This window comes from Streptomyces sp. ML-6, from assembly GCF_030116705.1.
Classification (GTDB): domain Bacteria; phylum Actinomycetota; class Actinomycetes; order Streptomycetales; family Streptomycetaceae; genus Streptomyces.
In genome coordinates, this window is the sequence record NZ_JAOTIK010000005.1 from 35,473 (window position 1) to 54,226 (window position 18,754).

Here is an 18,754-nt window from a genome sequence, read left to right on the forward strand (position 1 = left end):
CAGGAGAACCACATGTCCCTGACCATCCCGCCCCTCACCACCGGCACCCCCCAGTGCGTCGTCTCCCTGGAGAGCATCGAAAGAAACGTCAACCTCAACATCGGCCTGACAGCGGCCCAGGTCGACGCATGGTCCGACCAGGACCTCACCAACCGGGTCAACGCACTCGCCGAAGCCGTCCAGAACTTCCTCTCCCCCGGGGAGACCATCCGCCTCGACGTCAGCTGGCAGGGCTACGCCCGCGCCACCATCACCCGCCGCGACGAAGTGATCGAAGACCCCACCCCGGCCGAGTAGCAAACCCCGCACCACCAGGGGCAGCAACCGGGCTGCCCCGTCATACGCTGATCACGGGCGACCCTCCGCCCCGCACCGCCCCCGAGGGACTGCCACCCGGCCCGCCCGGAGCAGCACACCAGCCATCAGCTCCGGGCGCGGGGACAGTGCAGGAGCACGGGCGAATGCCCACCGATCTCACGATCCACACATACGACGCGGCCCCGCACCTGGGCAGGCACCAGGTACTCGACCCGCGCAGCCTCGCGTACCGGCGCCCGTACGACGGGCAACCGCTCCGCGCCACGGCGTGGGAGCCGCGAATCCCCGTCCTCGACCAGCGGAACCTCCTTGCTCAGGGCATCCGCACCGCGCAGGCATACGGGCTGGACGCTGACGTGGACGCCCTCGCCTCCTGCACGGGCAACGCCGCCGCCGCTCTCCTGTCGATCCTCCTCACCCCCGAACAGGCCTACGCCGCCTCGCTGAACACCTCGGATGCTGCGGACGCCGAGCACTTCGCGATCGGCCTGTACGCCGACGCCACCACCTGCGACCAGTGGTCCGACATGACGTGGCCGTCGCAGGATGTCGGCTCGTCCGGTCTCGGCGTCGCCAAGGCCATGCGCAACCGCGGACTCATCGACCAGTACGGGCACGCCACCACAGCGGAGGAACTCTGCGTTCTCCTGCAGACCGGACCCGTCCTCATGGGCATGCCGTGGCACTCGGCATTCTCGGAGCCCGGCACCGACGGCTTCATCGACGCCGCCCCGGACTGGGCCAGCTCGCCCATCGAGGGCGGCCACGAGGTCTGCATCACCGCCCTCGACGACGTCGCAATCCACGACGGCGCCCTGCTCCCCGAACACACCGTCCTGCGCTTCCGAAACTCATGGGGCGCCTCGTGGGGCGACCACGGCGACGGTCGCCTCCGCCTGTCCACCTACCTCGCCCTCCGCGACGAGACCGACCTCATCCAACCCCGCAGAGACGGAGTGACCCTGTGACGGCCTTCCACGTTGCGGTCGACCACATAGACCCTGACACCCTCGCCCCCACCACCACCTACCTCGGCACCGTCGACCAGGCCCACGTCGACCAGGTCCGCGCCATCGCCGCGCTCGACACCGCCGGACGCCACGTCATCGAGCACCCCCGGCAGGACGGGGCGTTCTGCGTACTGCGCGACGACGGCGACCTCGACGTCTACGTCCCGGCCAGCGCCCCCAAGTACCAGGTACACGCCCCTGGCCCGATGCCCCTCTCTCGGAACGAGGGCGGAGACCTCGCTTCGGAGAACGCCCAGTTCGTTCAGACGAAGTCCACGGATAGCTACGTCGCGCCCGACATGCCGCGCGGCGCGTCCGGGCCGGCGTACATCGACGGCGCCGTCCGATTCGGCAATCAGTCCATCGGCGGCGCCATGGACACCCCCGGCAACCCGCCGCGGGCCACCTGGCACACCACCGAGTCCCCCGCGGGCAGCTCCTACTTCACGTCGATCGCCGCCTACCTGATCCGGGCCGGGGCCGAACCGCAGGTCATCTACGACCCGCTCACCGACAGACTGGGCCAGTTCGGCCCCCTCACCAAGTCCGGCCGCGCCCTGAGGAACGACGGGGCCCGGCGCACGAACCGCGAGGGCAAGGTGAACATCCAGGTCGAGGTACTCGGCAAGGCCGCCTCCCCGTGGACGAAGGGGTTCGACCCGGCGGAGAAGCCGAACTTCCGGAAGCTCCTCGCGGCGATGCGGGCCCACGGCATCCCCGACGTGTGGCCAGCAGGGAAGCCGCCCGCCACTGCGGCGGCCGCGGCGAAAGCCGGACGGAACCAGGCGACGTGGCAGTCCAAGGGCGGCCACTACGCGCATGCCCAGGTCCCCGGCAACGACCACTGGGATCCGGGCGCGATCGACACCAGCATCGTCCCGGGCAAGCCGACCAGCACGCCGCCGAGCACCGGGGGCGGAACCAGCCCGAGTGCCACATACACGGTGAAGAAGGGCGACACGCTCTCCTCTATCGCCACCGCACACAAAACGACCGTGGCCGCTCTGGCGAAGCTGAACGGCCTGAGCGACCCGAATAAGCTGTCCGTCGGGCAGAAGCTGAAGATCTCTGCCGCCGCGTCAACGCCGTCCGCGCAGCCGCTGGAGCCGTTTCCCGGCGCCGCGTTCTTCCACGGCGGCCGCCACAGCCCGATCATCACCGCGATGGGGCGCCGCCTGGTCGCAGAGGGGTGCGGCAGATACAGCACCGGGCCGGGCCCGAACTGGACGAACGCCGACAAGGCTTCCTACGCCGCCTACCAGCGGAAGTTGGGCTACAGCGGCTCAGCCGCAGACGGCATCCCTGGCAAAGCCTCCTGGGACAAGCTCCGCATCCCGAAGTCCTGACCCACCCACCCTCTCCAAGGAGAAGCGCCATGAAGATCTTCGGCAGGGAACCAGCCGTGCTGCTCAGCCTCATCGCCGTGCTCGTCAAGCTTGTTGCCGCGTTCGGCATCGAAGTGTCCGGAGAGCAGCAGGCCGTCATCAACGCCGTCGCCGCAGCTGCGGTCGGTGTCGCCCTGGCCGTCATGGCCCACGACGGCGTCGGTGCGGCACTGCTCGGCCTCATCCAGGCCGCCATCGCGCTCGCGGTCGGTTTCGGACTGGACTGGTCGGCAGAGCAACAGGCCGTCGTCCTGTCCGCAGCCGCCGGCGTCGTGGCCATGTGGGACCGAACGCAGATCACTGCGCCCGTACCGGCAAGGGCGGCCAAGCCCGCCTCACCGGCTGTCTGACCACCCTTCCTGATCTACGGAGCACGACATGGCCGATGAGCCGTCTCTGGGAGAGCTGGGGCGGCTCATCCAGCTCATGCGTGGCGACATTCGCGACGACATGGCCCAGATCAACGCCCGGCTCGATCGCATGGTGTCCACCGACGTGTACACGGTGGAGCGCGCGGCTCTCGAGCGGGACATTGCCGAGCTGAAGAAGGACGTGGAGGGTGTGCAGGCGCAGCGAACAGCGGACGCCGAACGGGTCACCCAGACCCGGCGATTTCTCTTCGCGTCGGTCGTGATCCCGGTTCTGGGGCTCATCATCCCCATCGTGTTCTTCCTCGCAGGAGGTAAAGGATGAAGCCTTTGACCCGGGTTGAAGCCCGCAAGCAGCGTAAACGCGGCAACTACGCGGCCGTGCTTACCGCACTGTTTGCGGCGCTCACCCTCGGCATCGTCGTCACCGCGTTCGTTGTGCTCTCCAACGACCTTGACGCAGCGAATCAGGCCCGCGACGCTCTAGCCCGGCAGGTCCAGGACCTGGGGGCCAAACCTGTCGCCGGGCCGCCCGGATCGCGCGGGAAATCCGGCGACTCCATCGTCGGCAAAACCGGCCCGCCCGGCCCCGCTGGCCCTGTCGGACCACCGGGGCCGACGGGGCCGACGGGGCCGACGGGGCCAGCAGGAAAGCCAGCCCCGACCATCACCCCCAGCCCCGGCCCGTCCGGTGCGCAGGGGCCCAGTGGCCCGGCAGGCGCGGACTCCGTAGTGCCCGGACCGACAGGACCGCCAGGGAAGGACGCCACTGGGGCTCCCGGCAAGGACGGTGCTGACGGGCAGGACGGTGCACCGCCCGCAGAGTGGACGTACACCGACTCCGCCGGGGCTACGTACCAGTGCAGCCGGGTCGACAACTTCGACCCGAGCAACCCCCGGTATCGGTGCACGCTCACCAGTGCACCGGCCCCTACCAGCGATTCATCTGCTGCCGCGATGAGGAGGCTCCGGCGGTAGCAGCGCCTGATCAGGGGTTCTGTCCTATAAAAATTCACACCAAGTAACGTGATCTTGCTTGCGTTGGACGCTCCGCCTCGTCACCTCTCGTACATCACCTGCCACCCGTCCTGGTGAACAACCCGCTGGTCAGGAACCGGGGCTCGTCTCAGCCATCTCGGTACGGGCATGAGGTCTTTCGATGCGGTGCATGTGTCCGAGCCGGGCCTGGTTGTGGTGGAGGTGGCGGCCGGCGACGAGGAAACGGCTCTGGCCGCGGTCGCGGAGCTGGGGGAGCGGTGGGCGACGTCGGGTCCGTCCGAGCCGTGGCGGGTACCGGGCGAACCGGGGGTGCGGGTGCGGACGTACGCCGACACTCGGCTTACCTTCCGTCCGGCCGCGTCCTGAGCTCGCTGGGCGCGTATCCTGACGTGCGGATGGCCCAGCCCGCTTACCTCGGGCTGGGCCATCTCCGTTGGGTCTACGCAAACACCATCGTCGTGGTCCTCACTGCTCGGTGGCGGCGTCGAAGCCGAGCCAGGTACCGGGCCAGCCCGGCCGGTTGATCGGGAACTTCTTCTGGGTGATCTCGTCGGAGAGAGTCAGTGGAATGCCCTTACCGTGGGCCTCCTCCAGCATCCGGGCGTAGTCGATGTCCTCGGTGAGGTATCCGGCCGGCCCGTCGACGGTGGTGACGCAGACGATGGCGAAGTCGCGGTCCGCTGGCCATTCCGGCAGACCCAACAGGTCTGCCATCCAGGTGATGCTGTCTTCGCCGATCTCTTCGGCGGTTGCGTACTCCACGTAGGAGAAGGCGGCGTTGAGTATGGTCATGGCCCTTCACTGCTCGACGGTGCGCACGACGGACAGGGCTGCGCGGGCGTAGTCAGCTGGCGTAGCCCCCGGTCGGTGCGCTCGACTCATAGCCGCCAGCAGGGACAGGTACATCGGGTCTGTGTCCGCAGGGTCCTCCAGCAGCTCGAAGGCGCTGCTGCCCAGCCGGGTAAGGCTCGCCTTGGTGATACGGCCAGTCTGGCCGCCAAGGTCGTGCTCGACAACGAGCGTGGCGTGGGTGACGGTGGTTCCGGTGACCCGGAGGTGGCGTTGTCGGTCCTTCATGTCCGGTGCGAGGTCGCGGTAGAGCTGCCCTTCTGCGACAGCCGGTCGAGCGTTCATGGTCGTGGTCCTCACTGTTCGGTTGCGAGTCGGTAGGTGGCGCGGCGCGGTTCGGTCTTCACGATGACGCCAGCGTCGGCCAGGTCACGGAGGGCCTGCCGGGTCCTCTTCTCCTGCTGTCGCTGGTCGCCGGTCCCGTGGCCGGCGTCGCGAAGAGCGGTGACGGCACGCTGGGTGTTCCACGTGCCGCCGAGGGCCCGGATGGGCTTCTCCAAGACCTGCGCGATCCTCATGGGTGGTGTCCTCACTTCTCGGTGGTGCGGTCGGCGGCGTCGGTCTCGCGCGGCTCCCAGCCTTCGGCCCCGCAGCGGCGGCAGGACCACTGGATGCCGTCGGGCCCGTCGTACTCGGTTTCCTCGTCGTGGTCGTACGTCTCGCCGCAGACTTCCTCATCCTCAGTCGGCTTGTAGGCCATGGCCGGTGTCCTCACCTGTCGGTCTTCTTGCTGGTCTGTCGCTTCGGGTGCTTCTCCCGCCACGCGTCGATCCCTTCCTTGGGCCACATCGGCGTCCGCCCGACCTTCGTGGACTTCGGAAAGTCCGGAGACCGTTGGGCCAGGTTGTAGAGGCTCTGTCGGTTGATGCCGAGTCGTTCTGCTGCTTCGTCGGAGGTCAGGTAGCCGGTGAGGTCCATGGGTTCAGCGTAGGCGGGATGGAGTAGCTTGACTACTGCTAAGCTTAGAGTAGTTCAACTACTCACGTAGGGATAGGGGAACGATGCAAGAAGCGCTGACGCCCGAGCTGGACAGGCAATGCGGAAACCCCGAGTGCAGCAAGACCATGACGGACGGCAGCCGTGCCCTCTACTGCTCTGTTCCATGCCGAACGCGCGCAGGGCGCATCCGGCGCCGGGAGGAAGCGTCGAAGCTGACCCACAAGGTGTGCCCCGACTGCCAGCAGGACAATCCGATCGATCAGTACACCAACCCGTGGGTTCACTACTGCCGTATCTGCACAAACGCCAGAGAAAGGGCGCGGTACGTCGCCAGGGGTGGGTCCGACTATGCCTACGCCCAGTCTTTGAAGTACAACTACGGTCTCACCATGGAGGAGTACCTGGCTCGGGTGGAAAAGCAGGGCGGCCGGTGTGCGGTCTGCGGGGAGAAGTCTGACCGCCGACTGCACGTGGACCACAACCACCGGACCGGCGCCGTAAGGGACTTGCTGTGCGAATGGTGCAATCACGCCATCGGTAAGGCGCGGGACGATCCAGCGCGGCTGCGCGCCATGGCGGACTACCTGGAGCGCCACGCTGAGGCCGCGCCGCCCGACCGGCGCGACGGCTCCGCCGCTTAGGATCGCTCCTGACGAAGAATCGCCAGTTTGTTCGCACTGCCTCTGTGTGTCGGCCCGCACGGGGGCAATGTGCGTTATAGCTCCAAGTAATGTTCCTTCCTTCCAGCGTCCGCCCGCTCAAGGGGCAGTGTCTCGTGATCACCCTCGTATAATTTCCCTTATACGAGGCTGGTTGTCCTGGAGCGATTCTCCGCCGGGGGACAGGTAGCCGCGCACGGCCGCGAACCGAATGGAGATGCAGTGACGGAGCCCCTGCCGGACCGGACGGCCGAGACCGCCGCCTGGCTGCGCGAGACGATCGCCAACACCCCGGACGACGAGGCACCCGAGCTGCGCAAGGCGGTGCTGCGGATCCTCGACCTGTACACGGCGGCCTCCGCCCAGGCCCGGCGCGACGACAGCTTCCTGCAGGGGTGGGCAATGAACTTCGACCTCGAGGGCTTCACACTGCCCAACGAGAGCGGCGCGCGGACCTTGCTGCCCGGCCTCACGGCTGCCATCCACCAACTCGCCCTGGCGTACGCCGACGACGAGCCGCCGCGCCACCTCGTCGGCCTGCCCACTCCCGAGTGAAGGGCGCCGACGAGATGAGCGACGCGACCACCGCGCTCCAGGCGGCCGAGCACGCCGGCCGGTGGAAGGCCGACCACGGACAGGCCCCGCACTACACCCGGGCCGTACTCGGCGAATGGACCTGCCTCGCCTGCCCGTTGGGCGACTGCGACTGGCACCACGACAATCCCGCCGCTCAGCCGAGCGACCCGGCGCTGCTGGAGGGAAAGGTACGCGAGCACCTGGCGGACCACGACGTGGTCGACGTCGTGCGCTCGCTGCAGGCCGCCCGGGACGCCAGCGTTGCCGTGCGCGAGTCCAACGACCGCGCCTGGGACGCCGTCAACCTTCACCGGCTCCGCGCTGTGCACCGCGGCGAGCACGCCTACAGCGACCCGGTCGGGCAGATGCTCTCTGCCGCGCTGGTCGGCACCGCCGAGCACGAGGACGTGCGCCGCGAGGTGACCGAGCTGAGCCCGGCGTGGCCGGCGCCCGGGACATCGCCTCCGTACCGGCGTCCCGGCGAACCGGCGCGCAGCCATGAGCGCGGTACGGGCGACGCACCGGTGCGACGAGCTGTGCCGCTGTCCGGTCCACGGCAGCCGGTTGTATTACTGGCCCGCGGGTGCCCTGCACGCCTGCCAGGACCCCAACTGCCGCCACGCCCAAGGCATCTCCGCCGTGGCGCTGGCGGCGGCCGACCCCGGAACGGACCGACATCCTCGCCTGGGCCCGCGCGGAAGGGGCCCGGAGCGTCGGCACTCACGCTGACGGGCGCGGTGTGCCGCCCAACACACCGCTAACCCCCACAAACAGTGATCAACTAGGTGTACGGCGCTTCTCCCGGCGCCGCCCGCTCCCGAAAGGCTGCTCCGTCCATGTCCGTCGTCCCCGCCCTGCCCGCGGGCTCCGGTGTCGTCGAGCCCCCGGCCCCGGCCGTCGACCTTGAGGAGGTCGTCGAAGGCGAACTCGTCGATGACGACGAGCTGCTGCCGGCCACGGCCGCGCCCGCCAAGCCCCTGGTGGACCAGCACACGATCCTCTACCCCGGCCAGGCCATGCCGACCGCCGAGGACGGTCCGCGGTACACCCGGCGGGACTACGAGGTGTCCGAGGAGACCGCCCGGCGTCTGGAGGAGGAGTCGGCGCCGCACAACACCGACCGGAACTACCGCAACCAGCGGCGTCTTTTCGCGGAGTGGTGCGACGGGATGGGCCGGGTGGCACGGCCGTGCACCACGGCGACGTACGTGGAGTACTGCGCGCACCTGATCGCGAAGGAGATGGCGCCGAACAGCATCAGTACGTACCTGTCGGCCGTCCGGACGTGGATGCCCGACGACAAGAAGCCGGGCACCAGCCTGGCCAGGGCGATGCTGCGCGAGTACCGGAAGAACTGGAGCAAGCGCAAGCGGGTCAAGAAGGCCCCACCGATCACGGCCGCCATGGCCCGGGCGATGGTCGACACCTGCGATCTGCGCCACCCCATCGGCCTGCGCGACCGGTTCGTGATCCTCGTCGGCCGCAAGGCCCTGAACCGGCGCAGCGAGCTGAAGCAGCTGGAGGTGGCCGACCTTCTGGTCGAAGACGGCGGTGTGGCGGAGTGGGTGGCCTACTCCAAGACCGACCAGGACGCGGTCGGCGAGGAGACCTGGGTGCCGGCCGACGCCGACGACCCCCGGTACGACCCGGTGGCAGCCACCCGGGACTGGCTCAACCTCCTGCACCGCCTCGGCGTTGACGAGGGCCCGGTGCTGCGCGCCCTCACCGTGGCGGGCACCCTGCAGTCCCGGGCGACCGCCACGGTGTCCGGCGACTCCGTCAGCGGCGACGCGATCAACGACTGGATCCGCGGCCGCGCGTTCGCCGCCGGGTTGCCTAACTGGCAGGACGTCACCTCGCACGGGCTGCGCCGCGGCGGTGCCCAGGAGATCGCGGACGCGGGCGGCGACCCAACGAAGCAGGGCCGGTGGAAGGCCGGATCGGCCGTCGTGAAGCGGGAGTACCTGGACCGCGCCCAGTCGAGGGCGGAGAATCCGTGGCTGAAGGTTGCGGCGAAGCGCCGTGCCGCAGCAGAGGAGCAAGGGTGACCCCGAAGCAGTACGGCGCCCCGTCGGTCCGGCAGCTTGCCGCGGTGGTCGACGGGATGGCCGGGCAGGTGTCGGAGGGCCGGCTGCGGCAGTTGCGGATGGTGGTCGGGATGTTCGACCGGGCTGTGGGACGGGACGAGATGCCGGGCCGGGCGTCCCGGACCGCGGCCCAGTTGTTCACGTGGGCTGCGCTGCGCCCGTTCTGGGACCTGGCAGTGGACGGGCAGTTGCGGCACTGGGAGAAGGATGCCGGGAAACCGTTGCCGGAGTGGACGCAACGGATCGTGCGGGACTGCTTGAAAATCCTGGCCTGTGAGGTCCTGCCCGCAGGGAAGGCGGTGCGGTTGCCGTCGATCGCGAACCCGGAGCCGAAGGCCACGGTGGGCGGGCGGTCGCTGGATGCCTTGTACCGGGGGATGGTGGACCTGGCCGGGCAGGGGCCGCTGGAGCGGGACGGGACGGCCTTGTCGTACGAGGACCGGACCCGGCTGCTTGCGATCGTGGCGGTGATGCTGGACGCGGCCCCACGATCGGGGGAGCTGGCGGCGCAGTCTCTGTCCGACCTCGCCCCGGGTGAGACGGCGGTGGCGGTGCGCCGGCAGCAGCAGAAGGCTCCCCCGAACCGGGTCGAGGAGATCGCCGCCCTGGCTGAGGTGGGGACGGAGGCGGCCCGGTCAGTGCTGGGTGGTTGGGTGGAGCGGGTGTCGGAGGGGACCCGGCAGCGTGTCCTGGCCGCGGTCGCCGAGCTGGAGCCGTTGCCGGAGGTCGAGTGGTACCCGCTGCGTGAGGGTTCCCGGGTGGCGGTGCGCCGCTGGTTGAAGGTGCGGCAGGGCCTGGTGGAGTCGTTGCCGCTGGAGGGTGCGAAGACGGCGTTGTGGGTGTCGTTGGTGCCGTCGAAGGCCGGCCCGCCGGGTGTGCCGCTGCGGGCGCAGGGGTTGCGGCAGGCGTACGCGCGGGGCATCACGGCGTTGAACTGGGTGATGGCCGGGCAGTATGGGTGGGAGCCGTTGCCGACGACGATGGAGCAGATCCGGCGGTCCGTCGAGGCGGTGCCGGTGGAGGAGCCTCCGGTGTGAACGTCAGAGGCCCCGGTGCTGTAGCTTCCGGGGCTCTGTCACATCACAGAGAGGTGAGGTACTCGTAGAGGCTCTTTGCCGCCTCCCACAGCGCACGTGCGGTCAAGTTAATGGCCACGCGGCGTACGAAGCTCGCCTTCTGCTTCTCGGGTTCCTGGTTCTTCAACCATTCGTCCTCCTTTCCTAGAGTGCCCCGGCCGTTCTCGGGGCCTTTTGGCCTCTATCCGGCGTCGGTTGCTCAGGAAAGGGTGATGCGTGGTGGATCCTACCTGTCCCCGTTGGGGTGCGGGAGGGCTCTCGACGGGCGGTCAGAACAGGTTGCCCGTACGGTCGGTGTGAGTGCCCTGACAGGACGGCGCTCTTTGGGTTGGCCCCGCGGTCACTTCGCACGTTCCGCGGGGCCAACCTCTATGTCAGGTCAGAGCATCCACGGCTGCCCAGTGATCAGCCAGATGATGGCGGCCCCGATGAGGGTGGAGACCAGTTTCCAGGGAACGTTGAGGCGGACATTGAGGCGGGCGTTGAACTCCACGTCCGGCCGCTGGTCCTCTCGCTTCGTGGAGGGCTTGTTCCGGGCTGTTGTGCGCTTGCTCATGGTGCTGCTCCTGTGTCCGTGCCGCACGGGTGGTGTGGCGTGTGGCGGCACTTTGGAACAGGTGAGGGTTAGCCGCGCAACTCGGCTTTGACCTGCGGTTTTCTGGTTTGCGCGGGCGTCTATCACGTCGGGGGGTTAGTCGCGCAAGCCCCAGTTCTGTGATCGCCCGGGCACCGGTGGTGACGGGATCTCAGGTGCCGGGAAGGTGGTCCTGGTCGATGTGGTGCTCGGGGGCGGGCCCTGGCCGGCGTTCGGGGTCGCAGTCAGGTCCGTACCCGATGAGGCGGGACTGGGTGCGGGTGAGTTCGCGGCCGCAGCGTCGGCAGTAGCGGTGCCGGTAGCCGGTGGGGGTGTCGACGAGCGTGGGTTGGTGCGCGTCTCGGTCCATGGGGGCAGTGTCCTGGAAGTGGTGGCGGGGTGGCGAGTTCGCGAACTACACTGCGTGTGCGCGATTACTGTGACTTGGAAGGCCACCACCCTGGTTCAGGGCGGTGGCCTTTGTCGTGAGTAGGGGTCAGTCCGTGTCGCAGATGCATGCCTCGTGGGGGAACCAGCACGGGCGGGGATGCGCCTTGGACGCGTCACGTGCAGCGATCATGGCGTTGATCTCGTCGTCGGTGAGGCCCTTGGCGAGGCGGTAGCTTTCGCGCCAGTAGTCGGCCTCCATGTACTGGTCGTCCGCGTCGGAGCGGGCACGCACGGCCTCTGCCAGAAGGTCGCGGGCGTCTTCTCGCGAGAGGCCACCCGGACGGTTGATGGCGGCTTCGATCGTGGCGAGTCGGGCGGCGTTCATGGGCTGAGTGGTTGTCTGGGGGTCCATGGCTCTCCTAGGCGGCGAGGCTGGTGTCGGCCTGGATCAGAATGCGCGGGATGTAGTCGGCGTCGTCCTGGTCGCGGGCGAGCTCGTAGAAGAACAGGGCCTGCGCGTCCGTGGTCGGCGCGGGGGTGGGGCGGACGTACTTGGTGGGCTCGGGCCGGTCGAGGACGTAGGCGATTCGGTGGGTGGTGTAGGCGAGCACGCCGGACAGGTGGAACTGGCGCTCCTCGCCGCGGAGGCGGCACATGGCGACGATGACGATGCCGCCGGCGCGGGTGGTGCGGATCTCGTGCACTTCGATGGTCCGCACGGTGGGTTCGGCTTCTCCGGGCTTGAGGTAGGTGATCGTGACGGCGGTGCGCCGGTCCAGGGAGCGGTAGAGGTCGGCGAGGGTCTTGGTGGTGGTCTGCTGGTTGGTGTGCTTCATCGGTGCCCCCGCGGTGTGGTTGGTGTGTGACCACCATCCCACATTCTCATTGCGTACGCAATAGAATTGCGATACGGTGGACCCACCACCCGCCGAGCGTCATTGCGTACGCAATAGAACAAGGAGGAGACTGGCGTGGCAAACGCCCCCCAGCGCCCGCCGAACCGCACCCGGTCCGACCGGCGCCCGCCGAGAGGACACCGACCCGTGCCCCCCAAGAACACCGACCTCCGCCCCCGCCTCACCGCAGCCGCCACCAAGCTCCGCACCCTCGGCGAACCCGACCTCGCCGAGGCCATCGACACCGTCCTCGCCCCGAACGGATGGGGCCTACTGCGCCGCTCCGACCCCGTGGCGGCCGCCTCCCTGCACCGCAACTTGGCGATGCGCATGACTGCCGAATGGCGCGAGCAGATCAAGACCCGGGCCGAGGCGGCGGGAGACAAGCTCGTCGAAGAGGTCAACGAAGGCCTGCAGAAGTACCTGGACGGCAAGTTCGTCCCCGTGGCCCCGGGGCGCAGCCCGTACGGGTCCGGGACCGAAATGGTCAACCTAAACGTCCGGGCGACGGACTCCCTGCGCGAACAGGTTGCTGAGCGGGGTGACCACTCGCCGGCCCTGGTCGCCTCCGCGTACCTGATGAGCAAGTACAAGGTCGGCCCTTACGCCCCGAAGACGGCGAAGAAGTAGCCGCCGCCCCGGTGCGTGGCCTGGGAGCCGACAACTAGGCCACGCACCGGCAGCACATCACGACAACCTCACAGGAGACCTCATGGCCACGGCCACCGGGGCCCCCGCCAGCAACATGGCGGCGGGCCGGACCTCGCACACCCGTTTTCAGTTCGCTCCGGCCACCAAGGAGCAGTCAAAGGCCCGTGTTGCCCTCGACGGCCCGTCCGGGTCCGGGAAGACGTACACGGCCCTGACGATCGCCTCCGCGCTCGGCTCCCGCATCGCGCTCATTGACACGGAGCGCGGCTCGGCCAGGAAGTACGCCAACGAGTTCGCGTTCGACGTGCTGGAGCTCGCGTACTTCTCCCCGGACGACCTCGTCGAGGCGCTGGCCGCAGCTGGTGCCGCCGGGTACGACGTCGTCATCGTCGACTCTCTGTCGCACTTCTGGTCCGGGTCCGGCGGCATGCTGGAGCAGGTCGACCACGCCGCGAAGAAGGGCTTCGGCGGCAACAGCTTCGGGGGGTGGAAGGAAGCCCGCCCGATGGAGCGCCGCATGGTCGACGCCCTGGTCTCGTACCCGGGGCACGTCATCGTCACGATGCGCGCCAAGACGGACTACGTCCTGGAGACCAACGAGCACGGCAAGCAGGTGCCCCGCAAGGTCGGCATGAAGCCCGAGCAGCGCGAGGGCCTGGAGTACGAGTTCGACATCGTCGGGTCGATGGACTGGGAGAACACCCTCATCGTCACCAAGTCCCGCGCCCGGGAACTGACCGGCGTCGTGGTTCGACAGCCCGGCATCGAGTTCGGGCAGCAGATCAAGAACTGGCTGGAAGACGGTACGGCGGTCGAGCCGATCGAGGACCTCATCACGGAGGCTCTGCGTGCAGACGCCACGTTCGAGGACCTTGGTGCGCTGATGAAGAAGGTCCGGGCCCGCCGTCTGGAGGGGGCCCCGATGCTCGACCCGGCCGGTACGCCGACGACGCTCGGCGCCCACATTCAGGAGCGCGGCAAGGTGCTGCGGAAGGCCGCACAGGACGGAAACTCGGAGAGGAGCGCCGCCTGATGTACCGCAACGACGACACGGCGCTGACGGTCATGGACTGGTTCTGTGGCGCGGGCGGCTCCTCCCAGGGCGCCCATGCTGTGCCCGGTGTCCGGGTGACCAGGGCCGCGAATCACTGGGCGAAGGCGATCGACTCCCACGAGGCGAACTTCCCCGAGGCCTCTCACTACCGCGGCGACATCCGCAAGGCGCCGGTCTGGAACTGGCCCGTCACCGACATCTTCTGGGCCAGTCCGGAATGCTTCCCGGCTGGCACGACGATCCTCACCCAGCGGGGTCTCGTACCCATCGAGGACGTCGTGGTCGGCGACGAGGTGTTCACCCACGAGCGCCGCTGGCGGCCCGTCACCGACACCATGAGCAAGCTCGCTGACACCGTCCGCGTTACAGGCGTCGGCTACGCCGGCGGCATTGAGACCACGCCGGAGCACCCGTTCTACACGCGGACCCGAACCAAGGTCTGGAAGGGCAAGGGGCGCGGGTACCGCCACGAGCTGGCCGGCGCCCCGGAGTGGACCGAGGCCAAGAACCTGGGCGGCCGCCTGTGGGCGACGCCGATCGACTTCGGCCAGGCGCTGCCCGTGCCCGAGATCAATGGGCGAGGCGGCGTCGACCTGACTCCTGAGTTGTGGTGGCTGGTCGGCCGATGGCTCGGTGACGGCTCTCTGCGCATGCAGGAGAAGCCTCAAGGCGAGAAGAGCCGGTACGAGGTGGTTATGTCCTGCGGCCACCACGAGGCGGACGGCCTTGCGGTGAACCTCGCGCGAGTTGCCGGACTTCGGTGGGCTCGACGCGACATCCGGACCGCCACCAACTTCACGACGGGGCACCGTGGCCTGGTCGAGTGGCTGGCAAAACACTTTGGCCAGCACGCAGTAGGCAAAACGATCCCCGCGTGGGCCCTGACCATGCCCGAGTCCGCGCGTCAGGCACTGCTCGATGGCTACGTGTCTGCCGATGGCTGCACGAACGGCGCCTGCCAGCGGATGACCACGATCTCCAAGCGGCTGGCCATAGGTCTGCGGATGCTTGCCAACTCCCTCGGTCGCGTCGCGAACCTCTCCGGTCCGTACACCCGCAAGGGTGAGCGAATGATCGAGGGACGCCGCATCACCGAGCGTCCGTTCTGGTCCCTGAACTGGATCACTGAAGGCCCGAAGCACGCCTTCCATCACGATGCTGATGGGTACCGGTGGGCGCCGGTCAAGTCGGTGGAAGTCACCGGCCGCCAGGTCGAGGTCTTCAATCTCAGCGTGGCCGAGGACGAGTCCTACGTCGCCGACGGCATCACGGTGCACAACTGCACGAACTGGTCCGTGGCCAAGGGGAAGCGCCGCAACTTCGACATGGCGATGCAGGGCAGCCTCCTCGACCTCCTCGCGGACCAGGCTGAGGAGGAGCCGGCCGATCTGGAGGAGGAATCCCGGGCACTCATGGAAGAGGTGCCGCTGTACCTGCGGGGCGTCATCGAGCGTGGTGGCCTGGTGAAGGCGGGGGTCGTGGAGAACGTCACCGACGTACGGGCCTGGGACCAGTGGGACCGGTGGATCGGCGAGCTCCACAAGATGGGGTACCGCACCCGGATCATCGCCCTGAACTCGATGCACGCGAACCCGCGGTCGGTGCATGCTGCCCCGCAGTCCCGTGACCGCCTGTATGTGGGGTACTGGCACGAGTCGCTGGGCCGGACCCCGGACTGGGACAAGTGGCTGCGCCCGCGCGCCTGGTGCTCCGGGTGTGACACGTGGGTACAGGCCATGCAGGTCTTCAAGACCCCGGGCCGGGACATGGGCCGCTACCGCACGCAGTACGTGTACCGGTGCCCCTCGACCAGCTGCCGGAACCAGATCGTCGAGCCCGAGGCGCTACCGGCCGCCGCAGCAATCGACTGGTCGATCCCCGGACAGCGCATCGGCGACCGGTCCAAGCCACTCGCCGACAAGACGATCGCCCGCATCCAGGCCGGGCTGAAGAAGTTTGCCCAGCCCGTCCCGATGATGGTCCCGGCCGGCGGCACTTGGCGGGACTCGGCAGTCAACGTTGGCGAGCCCATGGCCACCCGCACGACGCGCGAGAACGACGGCCTCATGGTTCCGCCGCTCCTTGTCCCGGTCGAGGGCCGTGATGGCAAGGAAGCCCGGTCCGCGCAGGACCCGCTGCGGACGATGACCACGCGGAACGAGACCGGTCTGGCGTGGTTGCCGTTCATCGCCGAGCTCCGCGGCGGCGGATCCGTCGCTCGGTCCGTCACCGACGCCCTGGCCACCGTCACTGCGTCCGGCAACCACCACGGGCTCGTTACCCCGGACATCGGCGCCATGGTCATGCGGAACAACGGCAGCAAGGGCGACGGCGGCGAGCACTGCACCGCCGCAGCCGAGCCCATGCGGACTCTGACCACGGCCGGACACCAGTCGCTCGTCACCTGGCAGGACATCCTCGTCCCCTACTACAGCAACGGCACCGCGCGAACCGTGGCCGAGCCGATCGGCGCCCTGTCCACCCGCGACCGGTACGCCCTCGTGCGGGGCGACGTCGACATCAACGACGTCCGGTTCCGAATGCTGGAGCCGCACGAGATCGGCAGGGCCATGTCCTTCGCGGACGACTACATCGTTCTCGGATCCAAGCGTGACAAGGTCCGCCAATACGGCAATGCCGTCACCCCGAACGCCGCCGAGGTCATCCTCTGCGCACTCGTCGAAGCCATCACCGGCGAGGAACTCGAACGGTACGCGCAGCAGGACCTTGCCGCTGCAGCCTGACCATGCACCCCACAGGGAGGTGAGCACCGTGACCCTGACCATCGCCGCGGTGCTCGCCACCGTGGCCCTGGCCGTCGGCCTCTACTGCTGGCACCAGGTCCGTTCCGTGCGGCGCGCTCACCAGGGAGCGCGCCGCACGGCGTTTGACCGAAGCCGCCCAGCACCGGGACCTGGACGTCTTCCGCCGCCGTATCAACGCCGCGATTGCCGAGCAGCAGGTCCTGGAAGCCGCCGGCCGCATCGTCGACGACGAGCTGGCGCGCACCACCCGTACTGACCCGCAGGAGGGGGAACCGTCATGACGACGCCGCTGATTGCCCAGCAGGAGCTCACCGACCACCCGCACTACCGGTACCGCGGCTGCGCCCCCGACCCCGACAACCCCAGGATGGCTGCGGGGGATCCGGATGTGTCCGTGGACGCGTGGGCCCCGTACACGGGGGACGGTGCGGAGCCCCAGCGTGACCGGATCGGCCGGGAGAAGGCCGCGGTCAGGGTCTGCGGGTACTGCCCCGTGCAGGCGCTGTGCCGCACCTACGCGAACACGGAGGTTGTGGAGGCGGGTTCGGGCGGGGGTCCGGATGTGGTGCGCCTCGCGGAGCCGGAGGGGGTGTGGGGCGGGCAGATCGCCCTGGAGCGCCACCGTGCCCTGATCGCCCGCCGCGCAGGTACGGCCGTGGTGTCGGAGCAGGCCCTGGCCGAGGCCCGGTCTCCGCAGAAGCTCGCGGTGCTGCAGGCGCTGGCCGTGGAGCTGTACGAGACCCGGGTCGCGCACCGGGCGGGCATGGACGTCCGCCGCACGAACTGGCACCGCTCAGCCCTGTGTTCCCTGCTGGGCCTGAACAAGGAGACCGCCACCAGGGACGACCTCCTGGCCGCAGCCGTCCACCACGGGCTACTTCCCGGCACGCACCGGATCGTGTGGGACGGGCTGTGGCCGATTGCGGCCGCCCCGAACACCGACGGCAGCAGGCAGCGGCGCATCGCGCCCGGCTTCCCGCTCGACCTCCTCACCCCGCGGCCCCGCCAACGCCGTACACCAACACCCTCCGTCCAGGTGCCTGCCGGCCGCGGCCCGGCCGCCCGCCCCGGCGATCGGTGCCTGCCGCACTTCACCCCCGCGCCGGCCGCCCCTGCCCTGCCTCTCCCCGCCACCGTTCTGGAGCCCGCAGCATGACCACCACACCCGGCACCACCCCGATGCCGACCACCACCCACACCGACCAGGTCCTCGCCGACCGCTGCCAGTCGTCCGGGGACTACCTCGCCGGGATCCTCGCCGCCGCCATGCTCGACACCGCAGGCACCCCGACCAAGCTCCCCGAGCTCCTCTTCCCCGGCGTCGACCCGACGGTGGTGCGGCAGATATGGGAGGCAGCCCTGCCGGTCGGCTACCGGGCCGGGCACCTGGCCGCACAGCCGTCCTGGACCCCGGAGGCCCTGGACCGGCTCCGGGCCGCCCTCGCCGACGCCGGGTACACGGCCATGGCCGGCAAGGCCGCCCGGTCCGCCAGCATCCACCCGCCCCGGCACCCCGCCGACCACGAACCCCTCAACCTCGTCGGCGTGCGGGACGGGGGCCACCCGTGACGTACACCGCCACCAACCGGAACCTGTTCGACGCGCCGAAGCGGCAGCAGTACCTCGACGCCGTCACCGCCGGCATGACCCTGGCCGACGCGGCCGCCACCGCGGGCATCCACCCAAACGTCCCGCCCCGCCACGCCCGCACCGACCCCGACTTCGGCCGCGCCCTCACGGACGCGAAAGCAGCGGGGAAGAAGGCGCGGCGGGAGAACGTCCCGCACGGCGAGTACCGGTACAACTGCCTGCAATGCCGGTGTGACGTGTGCTGCACCGCAGCGACGAAAGGACGCGCCGGACGCCGCGCCGCCGCACCGCCCGGCCCGGCCGTGGAGGAGCCCGAGGCGCAGGGCCAGGTTCATGAGATCCGGGCCGAGCCCAAGTCCTTCTCTTCCTTTTTGCTGGCCAGGGCCTCTTGAAGGGGTACCGGGCCTCCGCGCTGGCTCACGTTACTTGGTGTGAATTTTTATAGGACAGAGATCGTCGGCCGTACAGCCGTGCGATGAGCTGCCTATCTGATGACTAGTCCGATCAACGACACGATTAACGAGGGGTGAGACAAGTGGAGCGTGGAACCGGTAGGCTCAGCCTGGCG

27 protein-coding genes and 1 pseudogene are annotated in these 18,754 nt (G+C 69.1%); 18 read left to right on the top strand and 10 right to left on the bottom strand.

What is annotated here, in order from left to right; genetic code table 11:
• The first annotated feature begins 12 nt into the window (after positions 1–12).
• From OCT49_RS39335 to OCT49_RS39365, 6 genes and pseudogenes are all read left to right on the top strand, one after another.
• On the top strand, positions 13–297 hold the full coding sequence (locus tag OCT49_RS39335) for a hypothetical protein (protein WP_283856977.1): 285 nt from the start codon (positions 13–15) through the stop codon (positions 295–297).
• Positions 298–461: 164 nt separating this feature from the next.
• Entirely contained in the window at positions 462–1,286 is an 825-nt protein-coding gene (locus tag OCT49_RS39340) for a hypothetical protein (protein ID WP_283856978.1), read from the top strand.
• Positions 1,287–2,407: 1,121 nt separating this feature from the next.
• Positions 2,408–2,674 (top strand): annotated as a pseudogene (locus OCT49_RS39350) (peptidoglycan-binding protein); the annotation flags it as partial.
• A gap of 29 nt (positions 2,675–2,703) precedes the next feature.
• The gene (locus tag OCT49_RS39355; RefSeq protein ID WP_283856979.1) at positions 2,704–3,063 is read left to right on the top strand and encodes a hypothetical protein; all 360 of its coding nucleotides are present in this window, start codon (positions 2,704–2,706) and stop codon (positions 3,061–3,063) included.
• A 28-nt stretch (positions 3,064–3,091) separates the two neighbouring features.
• A complete protein-coding gene (locus OCT49_RS39360) occupies positions 3,092–3,406 on the top strand; it encodes a hypothetical protein (protein WP_283856980.1) in 315 nt (104 codons plus the stop codon).
• Positions 3,407–4,227: 821 nt separating this feature from the next.
• Complete coding sequence (locus tag OCT49_RS39365; protein ID WP_283856981.1) at positions 4,228–4,446, top strand: DUF6207 family protein; 219 nt, start codon at positions 4,228–4,230, stop codon at positions 4,444–4,446.
• A gap of 99 nt (positions 4,447–4,545) precedes the next feature.
• Here the strand turns inward: OCT49_RS39365 and OCT49_RS39370 are convergent, their stop codons facing one another.
• Genes OCT49_RS39370 through OCT49_RS39390 form a run of 5 tightly spaced genes read right to left on the bottom strand, consistent with a single transcriptional unit; the run spans position 4,546 to position 5,847 of the window.
• Positions 4,546–4,872, bottom strand: coding sequence for a hypothetical protein (locus OCT49_RS39370; RefSeq protein ID WP_283856982.1), 327 nt, complete (start codon positions 4,870–4,872; stop codon positions 4,546–4,548).
• A gap of 6 nt (positions 4,873–4,878) precedes the next feature.
• Positions 4,879–5,214, bottom strand: coding sequence for a DUF6354 family protein (locus OCT49_RS39375; protein ID WP_283856983.1), 336 nt, complete (start codon positions 5,212–5,214; stop codon positions 4,879–4,881).
• Positions 5,215–5,225: 11 nt separating this feature from the next.
• Positions 5,226–5,447, bottom strand: a complete 222-nt coding sequence (locus OCT49_RS39380) for a hypothetical protein (protein WP_283856984.1) — start codon at positions 5,445–5,447, stop codon at positions 5,226–5,228.
• Positions 5,448–5,458: 11 nt separating this feature from the next.
• On the bottom strand, positions 5,459–5,629 hold the full coding sequence (locus OCT49_RS39385; protein ID WP_283856985.1) for a hypothetical protein: 171 nt from the start codon (positions 5,627–5,629) through the stop codon (positions 5,459–5,461).
• Positions 5,630–5,640: 11 nt separating this feature from the next.
• Positions 5,641–5,847, bottom strand: coding sequence for a helix-turn-helix transcriptional regulator (locus tag OCT49_RS39390; protein WP_283856986.1), 207 nt, complete (start codon positions 5,845–5,847; stop codon positions 5,641–5,643).
• An 83-nt stretch (positions 5,848–5,930) separates the two neighbouring features.
• Here OCT49_RS39390 and OCT49_RS39395 point away from each other — a divergent pair, with 83 nt between their 5' ends.
• The 5 genes from OCT49_RS39395 (at position 5,931) to OCT49_RS39415 (ending at position 10,227) form a co-directional block, all read left to right on the top strand.
• Positions 5,931–6,509 carry an endonuclease VII domain-containing protein gene (locus OCT49_RS39395; RefSeq protein ID WP_283856987.1) on the top strand — a complete coding sequence of 193 codons (579 nt, stop codon included), beginning with the start codon at positions 5,931–5,933 and terminating at the stop codon, positions 6,507–6,509.
• A 240-nt stretch (positions 6,510–6,749) separates the two neighbouring features.
• On the top strand, positions 6,750–7,082 hold the full coding sequence (locus tag OCT49_RS39400) for a hypothetical protein (protein WP_283856988.1): 333 nt from the start codon (positions 6,750–6,752) through the stop codon (positions 7,080–7,082).
• Positions 7,083–7,096: 14 nt separating this feature from the next.
• Entirely contained in the window at positions 7,097–7,864 is a 768-nt protein-coding gene (locus tag OCT49_RS39405) for a hypothetical protein (RefSeq protein WP_283856989.1), read from the top strand.
• A 75-nt stretch (positions 7,865–7,939) separates the two neighbouring features.
• Complete coding sequence (locus tag OCT49_RS39410) at positions 7,940–9,151, top strand: site-specific integrase (protein ID WP_283856990.1); 1,212 nt, start codon at positions 7,940–7,942, stop codon at positions 9,149–9,151.
• Complete coding sequence (locus OCT49_RS39415; protein WP_283856991.1) at positions 9,148–10,227, top strand: helix-turn-helix domain-containing protein; 1,080 nt, start codon at positions 9,148–9,150, stop codon at positions 10,225–10,227. The genes OCT49_RS39410 and OCT49_RS39415 overlap by 4 nt, the downstream gene beginning before the upstream one ends.
• A 43-nt stretch (positions 10,228–10,270) precedes the next feature.
• On the opposite strand, the gene OCT49_RS39420 is transcribed toward OCT49_RS39415, so the two are convergent.
• From OCT49_RS39420 to OCT49_RS39440, 5 genes are all read right to left on the bottom strand, one after another.
• Positions 10,271–10,393 (bottom strand): hypothetical protein, encoded by a 123-nt coding sequence (locus tag OCT49_RS39420; RefSeq protein WP_283856992.1) that lies wholly within the window; start codon positions 10,391–10,393, stop codon positions 10,271–10,273.
• 252 nt (positions 10,394–10,645) lie between these two features.
• Positions 10,646–10,822 (bottom strand): hypothetical protein, encoded by a 177-nt coding sequence (locus OCT49_RS39425; protein WP_283856993.1) that lies wholly within the window; start codon positions 10,820–10,822, stop codon positions 10,646–10,648.
• A gap of 190 nt (positions 10,823–11,012) precedes the next feature.
• Positions 11,013–11,210 (bottom strand): DUF6011 domain-containing protein, encoded by a 198-nt coding sequence (locus OCT49_RS39430; RefSeq protein ID WP_283856994.1) that lies wholly within the window; start codon positions 11,208–11,210, stop codon positions 11,013–11,015.
• A gap of 126 nt (positions 11,211–11,336) precedes the next feature.
• On the bottom strand, positions 11,337–11,642 hold the full coding sequence (locus OCT49_RS39435) for a hypothetical protein (protein WP_283856995.1): 306 nt from the start codon (positions 11,640–11,642) through the stop codon (positions 11,337–11,339).
• 7 nt (positions 11,643–11,649) lie between these two features.
• The gene (locus OCT49_RS39440) at positions 11,650–12,066 is read right to left on the bottom strand and encodes a WYL domain-containing protein (protein ID WP_283856996.1); all 417 of its coding nucleotides are present in this window, start codon (positions 12,064–12,066) and stop codon (positions 11,650–11,652) included.
• A 207-nt stretch (positions 12,067–12,273) separates the two neighbouring features.
• Between OCT49_RS39440 and OCT49_RS39445 the strand changes: the two genes are divergently transcribed.
• The 7 genes from OCT49_RS39445 to OCT49_RS39475 all read left to right on the top strand — a co-directional run bounded on the left by OCT49_RS39445 (position 12,274) and on the right by OCT49_RS39475 (position 18,578).
• Complete coding sequence (locus OCT49_RS39445) at positions 12,274–12,756, top strand: hypothetical protein (RefSeq protein ID WP_283856997.1); 483 nt, start codon at positions 12,274–12,276, stop codon at positions 12,754–12,756.
• Positions 12,757–12,838: 82 nt separating this feature from the next.
• Positions 12,839–13,810 (top strand): ATP-binding protein, encoded by a 972-nt coding sequence (locus OCT49_RS39450; protein ID WP_283856998.1) that lies wholly within the window; start codon positions 12,839–12,841, stop codon positions 13,808–13,810.
• The gene (locus OCT49_RS39455) at positions 13,810–16,575 is read left to right on the top strand and encodes a DNA cytosine methyltransferase (RefSeq protein ID WP_283856999.1); all 2,766 of its coding nucleotides are present in this window, start codon (positions 13,810–13,812) and stop codon (positions 16,573–16,575) included. The genes OCT49_RS39450 and OCT49_RS39455 overlap by 1 nt, the downstream gene beginning before the upstream one ends.
• 143 nt (positions 16,576–16,718) lie before the next feature.
• Positions 16,719–16,877: a hypothetical protein gene (locus OCT49_RS39460; protein WP_283857000.1), complete on the top strand. Its 159-nt coding sequence runs from the start codon at positions 16,719–16,721 to the stop codon at positions 16,875–16,877.
• Entirely contained in the window at positions 16,874–17,752 is an 879-nt protein-coding gene (locus OCT49_RS39465) for a WhiB family transcriptional regulator (protein WP_283857001.1), read from the top strand. Before OCT49_RS39460 ends, OCT49_RS39465 begins: the two co-directional genes overlap by 4 nt.
• On the top strand, positions 17,749–18,165 hold the full coding sequence (locus tag OCT49_RS39470) for a hypothetical protein (RefSeq protein ID WP_283857002.1): 417 nt from the start codon (positions 17,749–17,751) through the stop codon (positions 18,163–18,165). The genes OCT49_RS39465 and OCT49_RS39470 overlap by 4 nt, the downstream gene beginning before the upstream one ends.
• A complete protein-coding gene (locus tag OCT49_RS39475) occupies positions 18,162–18,578 on the top strand; it encodes a hypothetical protein (RefSeq protein ID WP_283857003.1) in 417 nt (138 codons plus the stop codon). Before OCT49_RS39470 ends, OCT49_RS39475 begins: the two co-directional genes overlap by 4 nt.
• Positions 18,579–18,754: the final 176 nt, after the last annotated feature.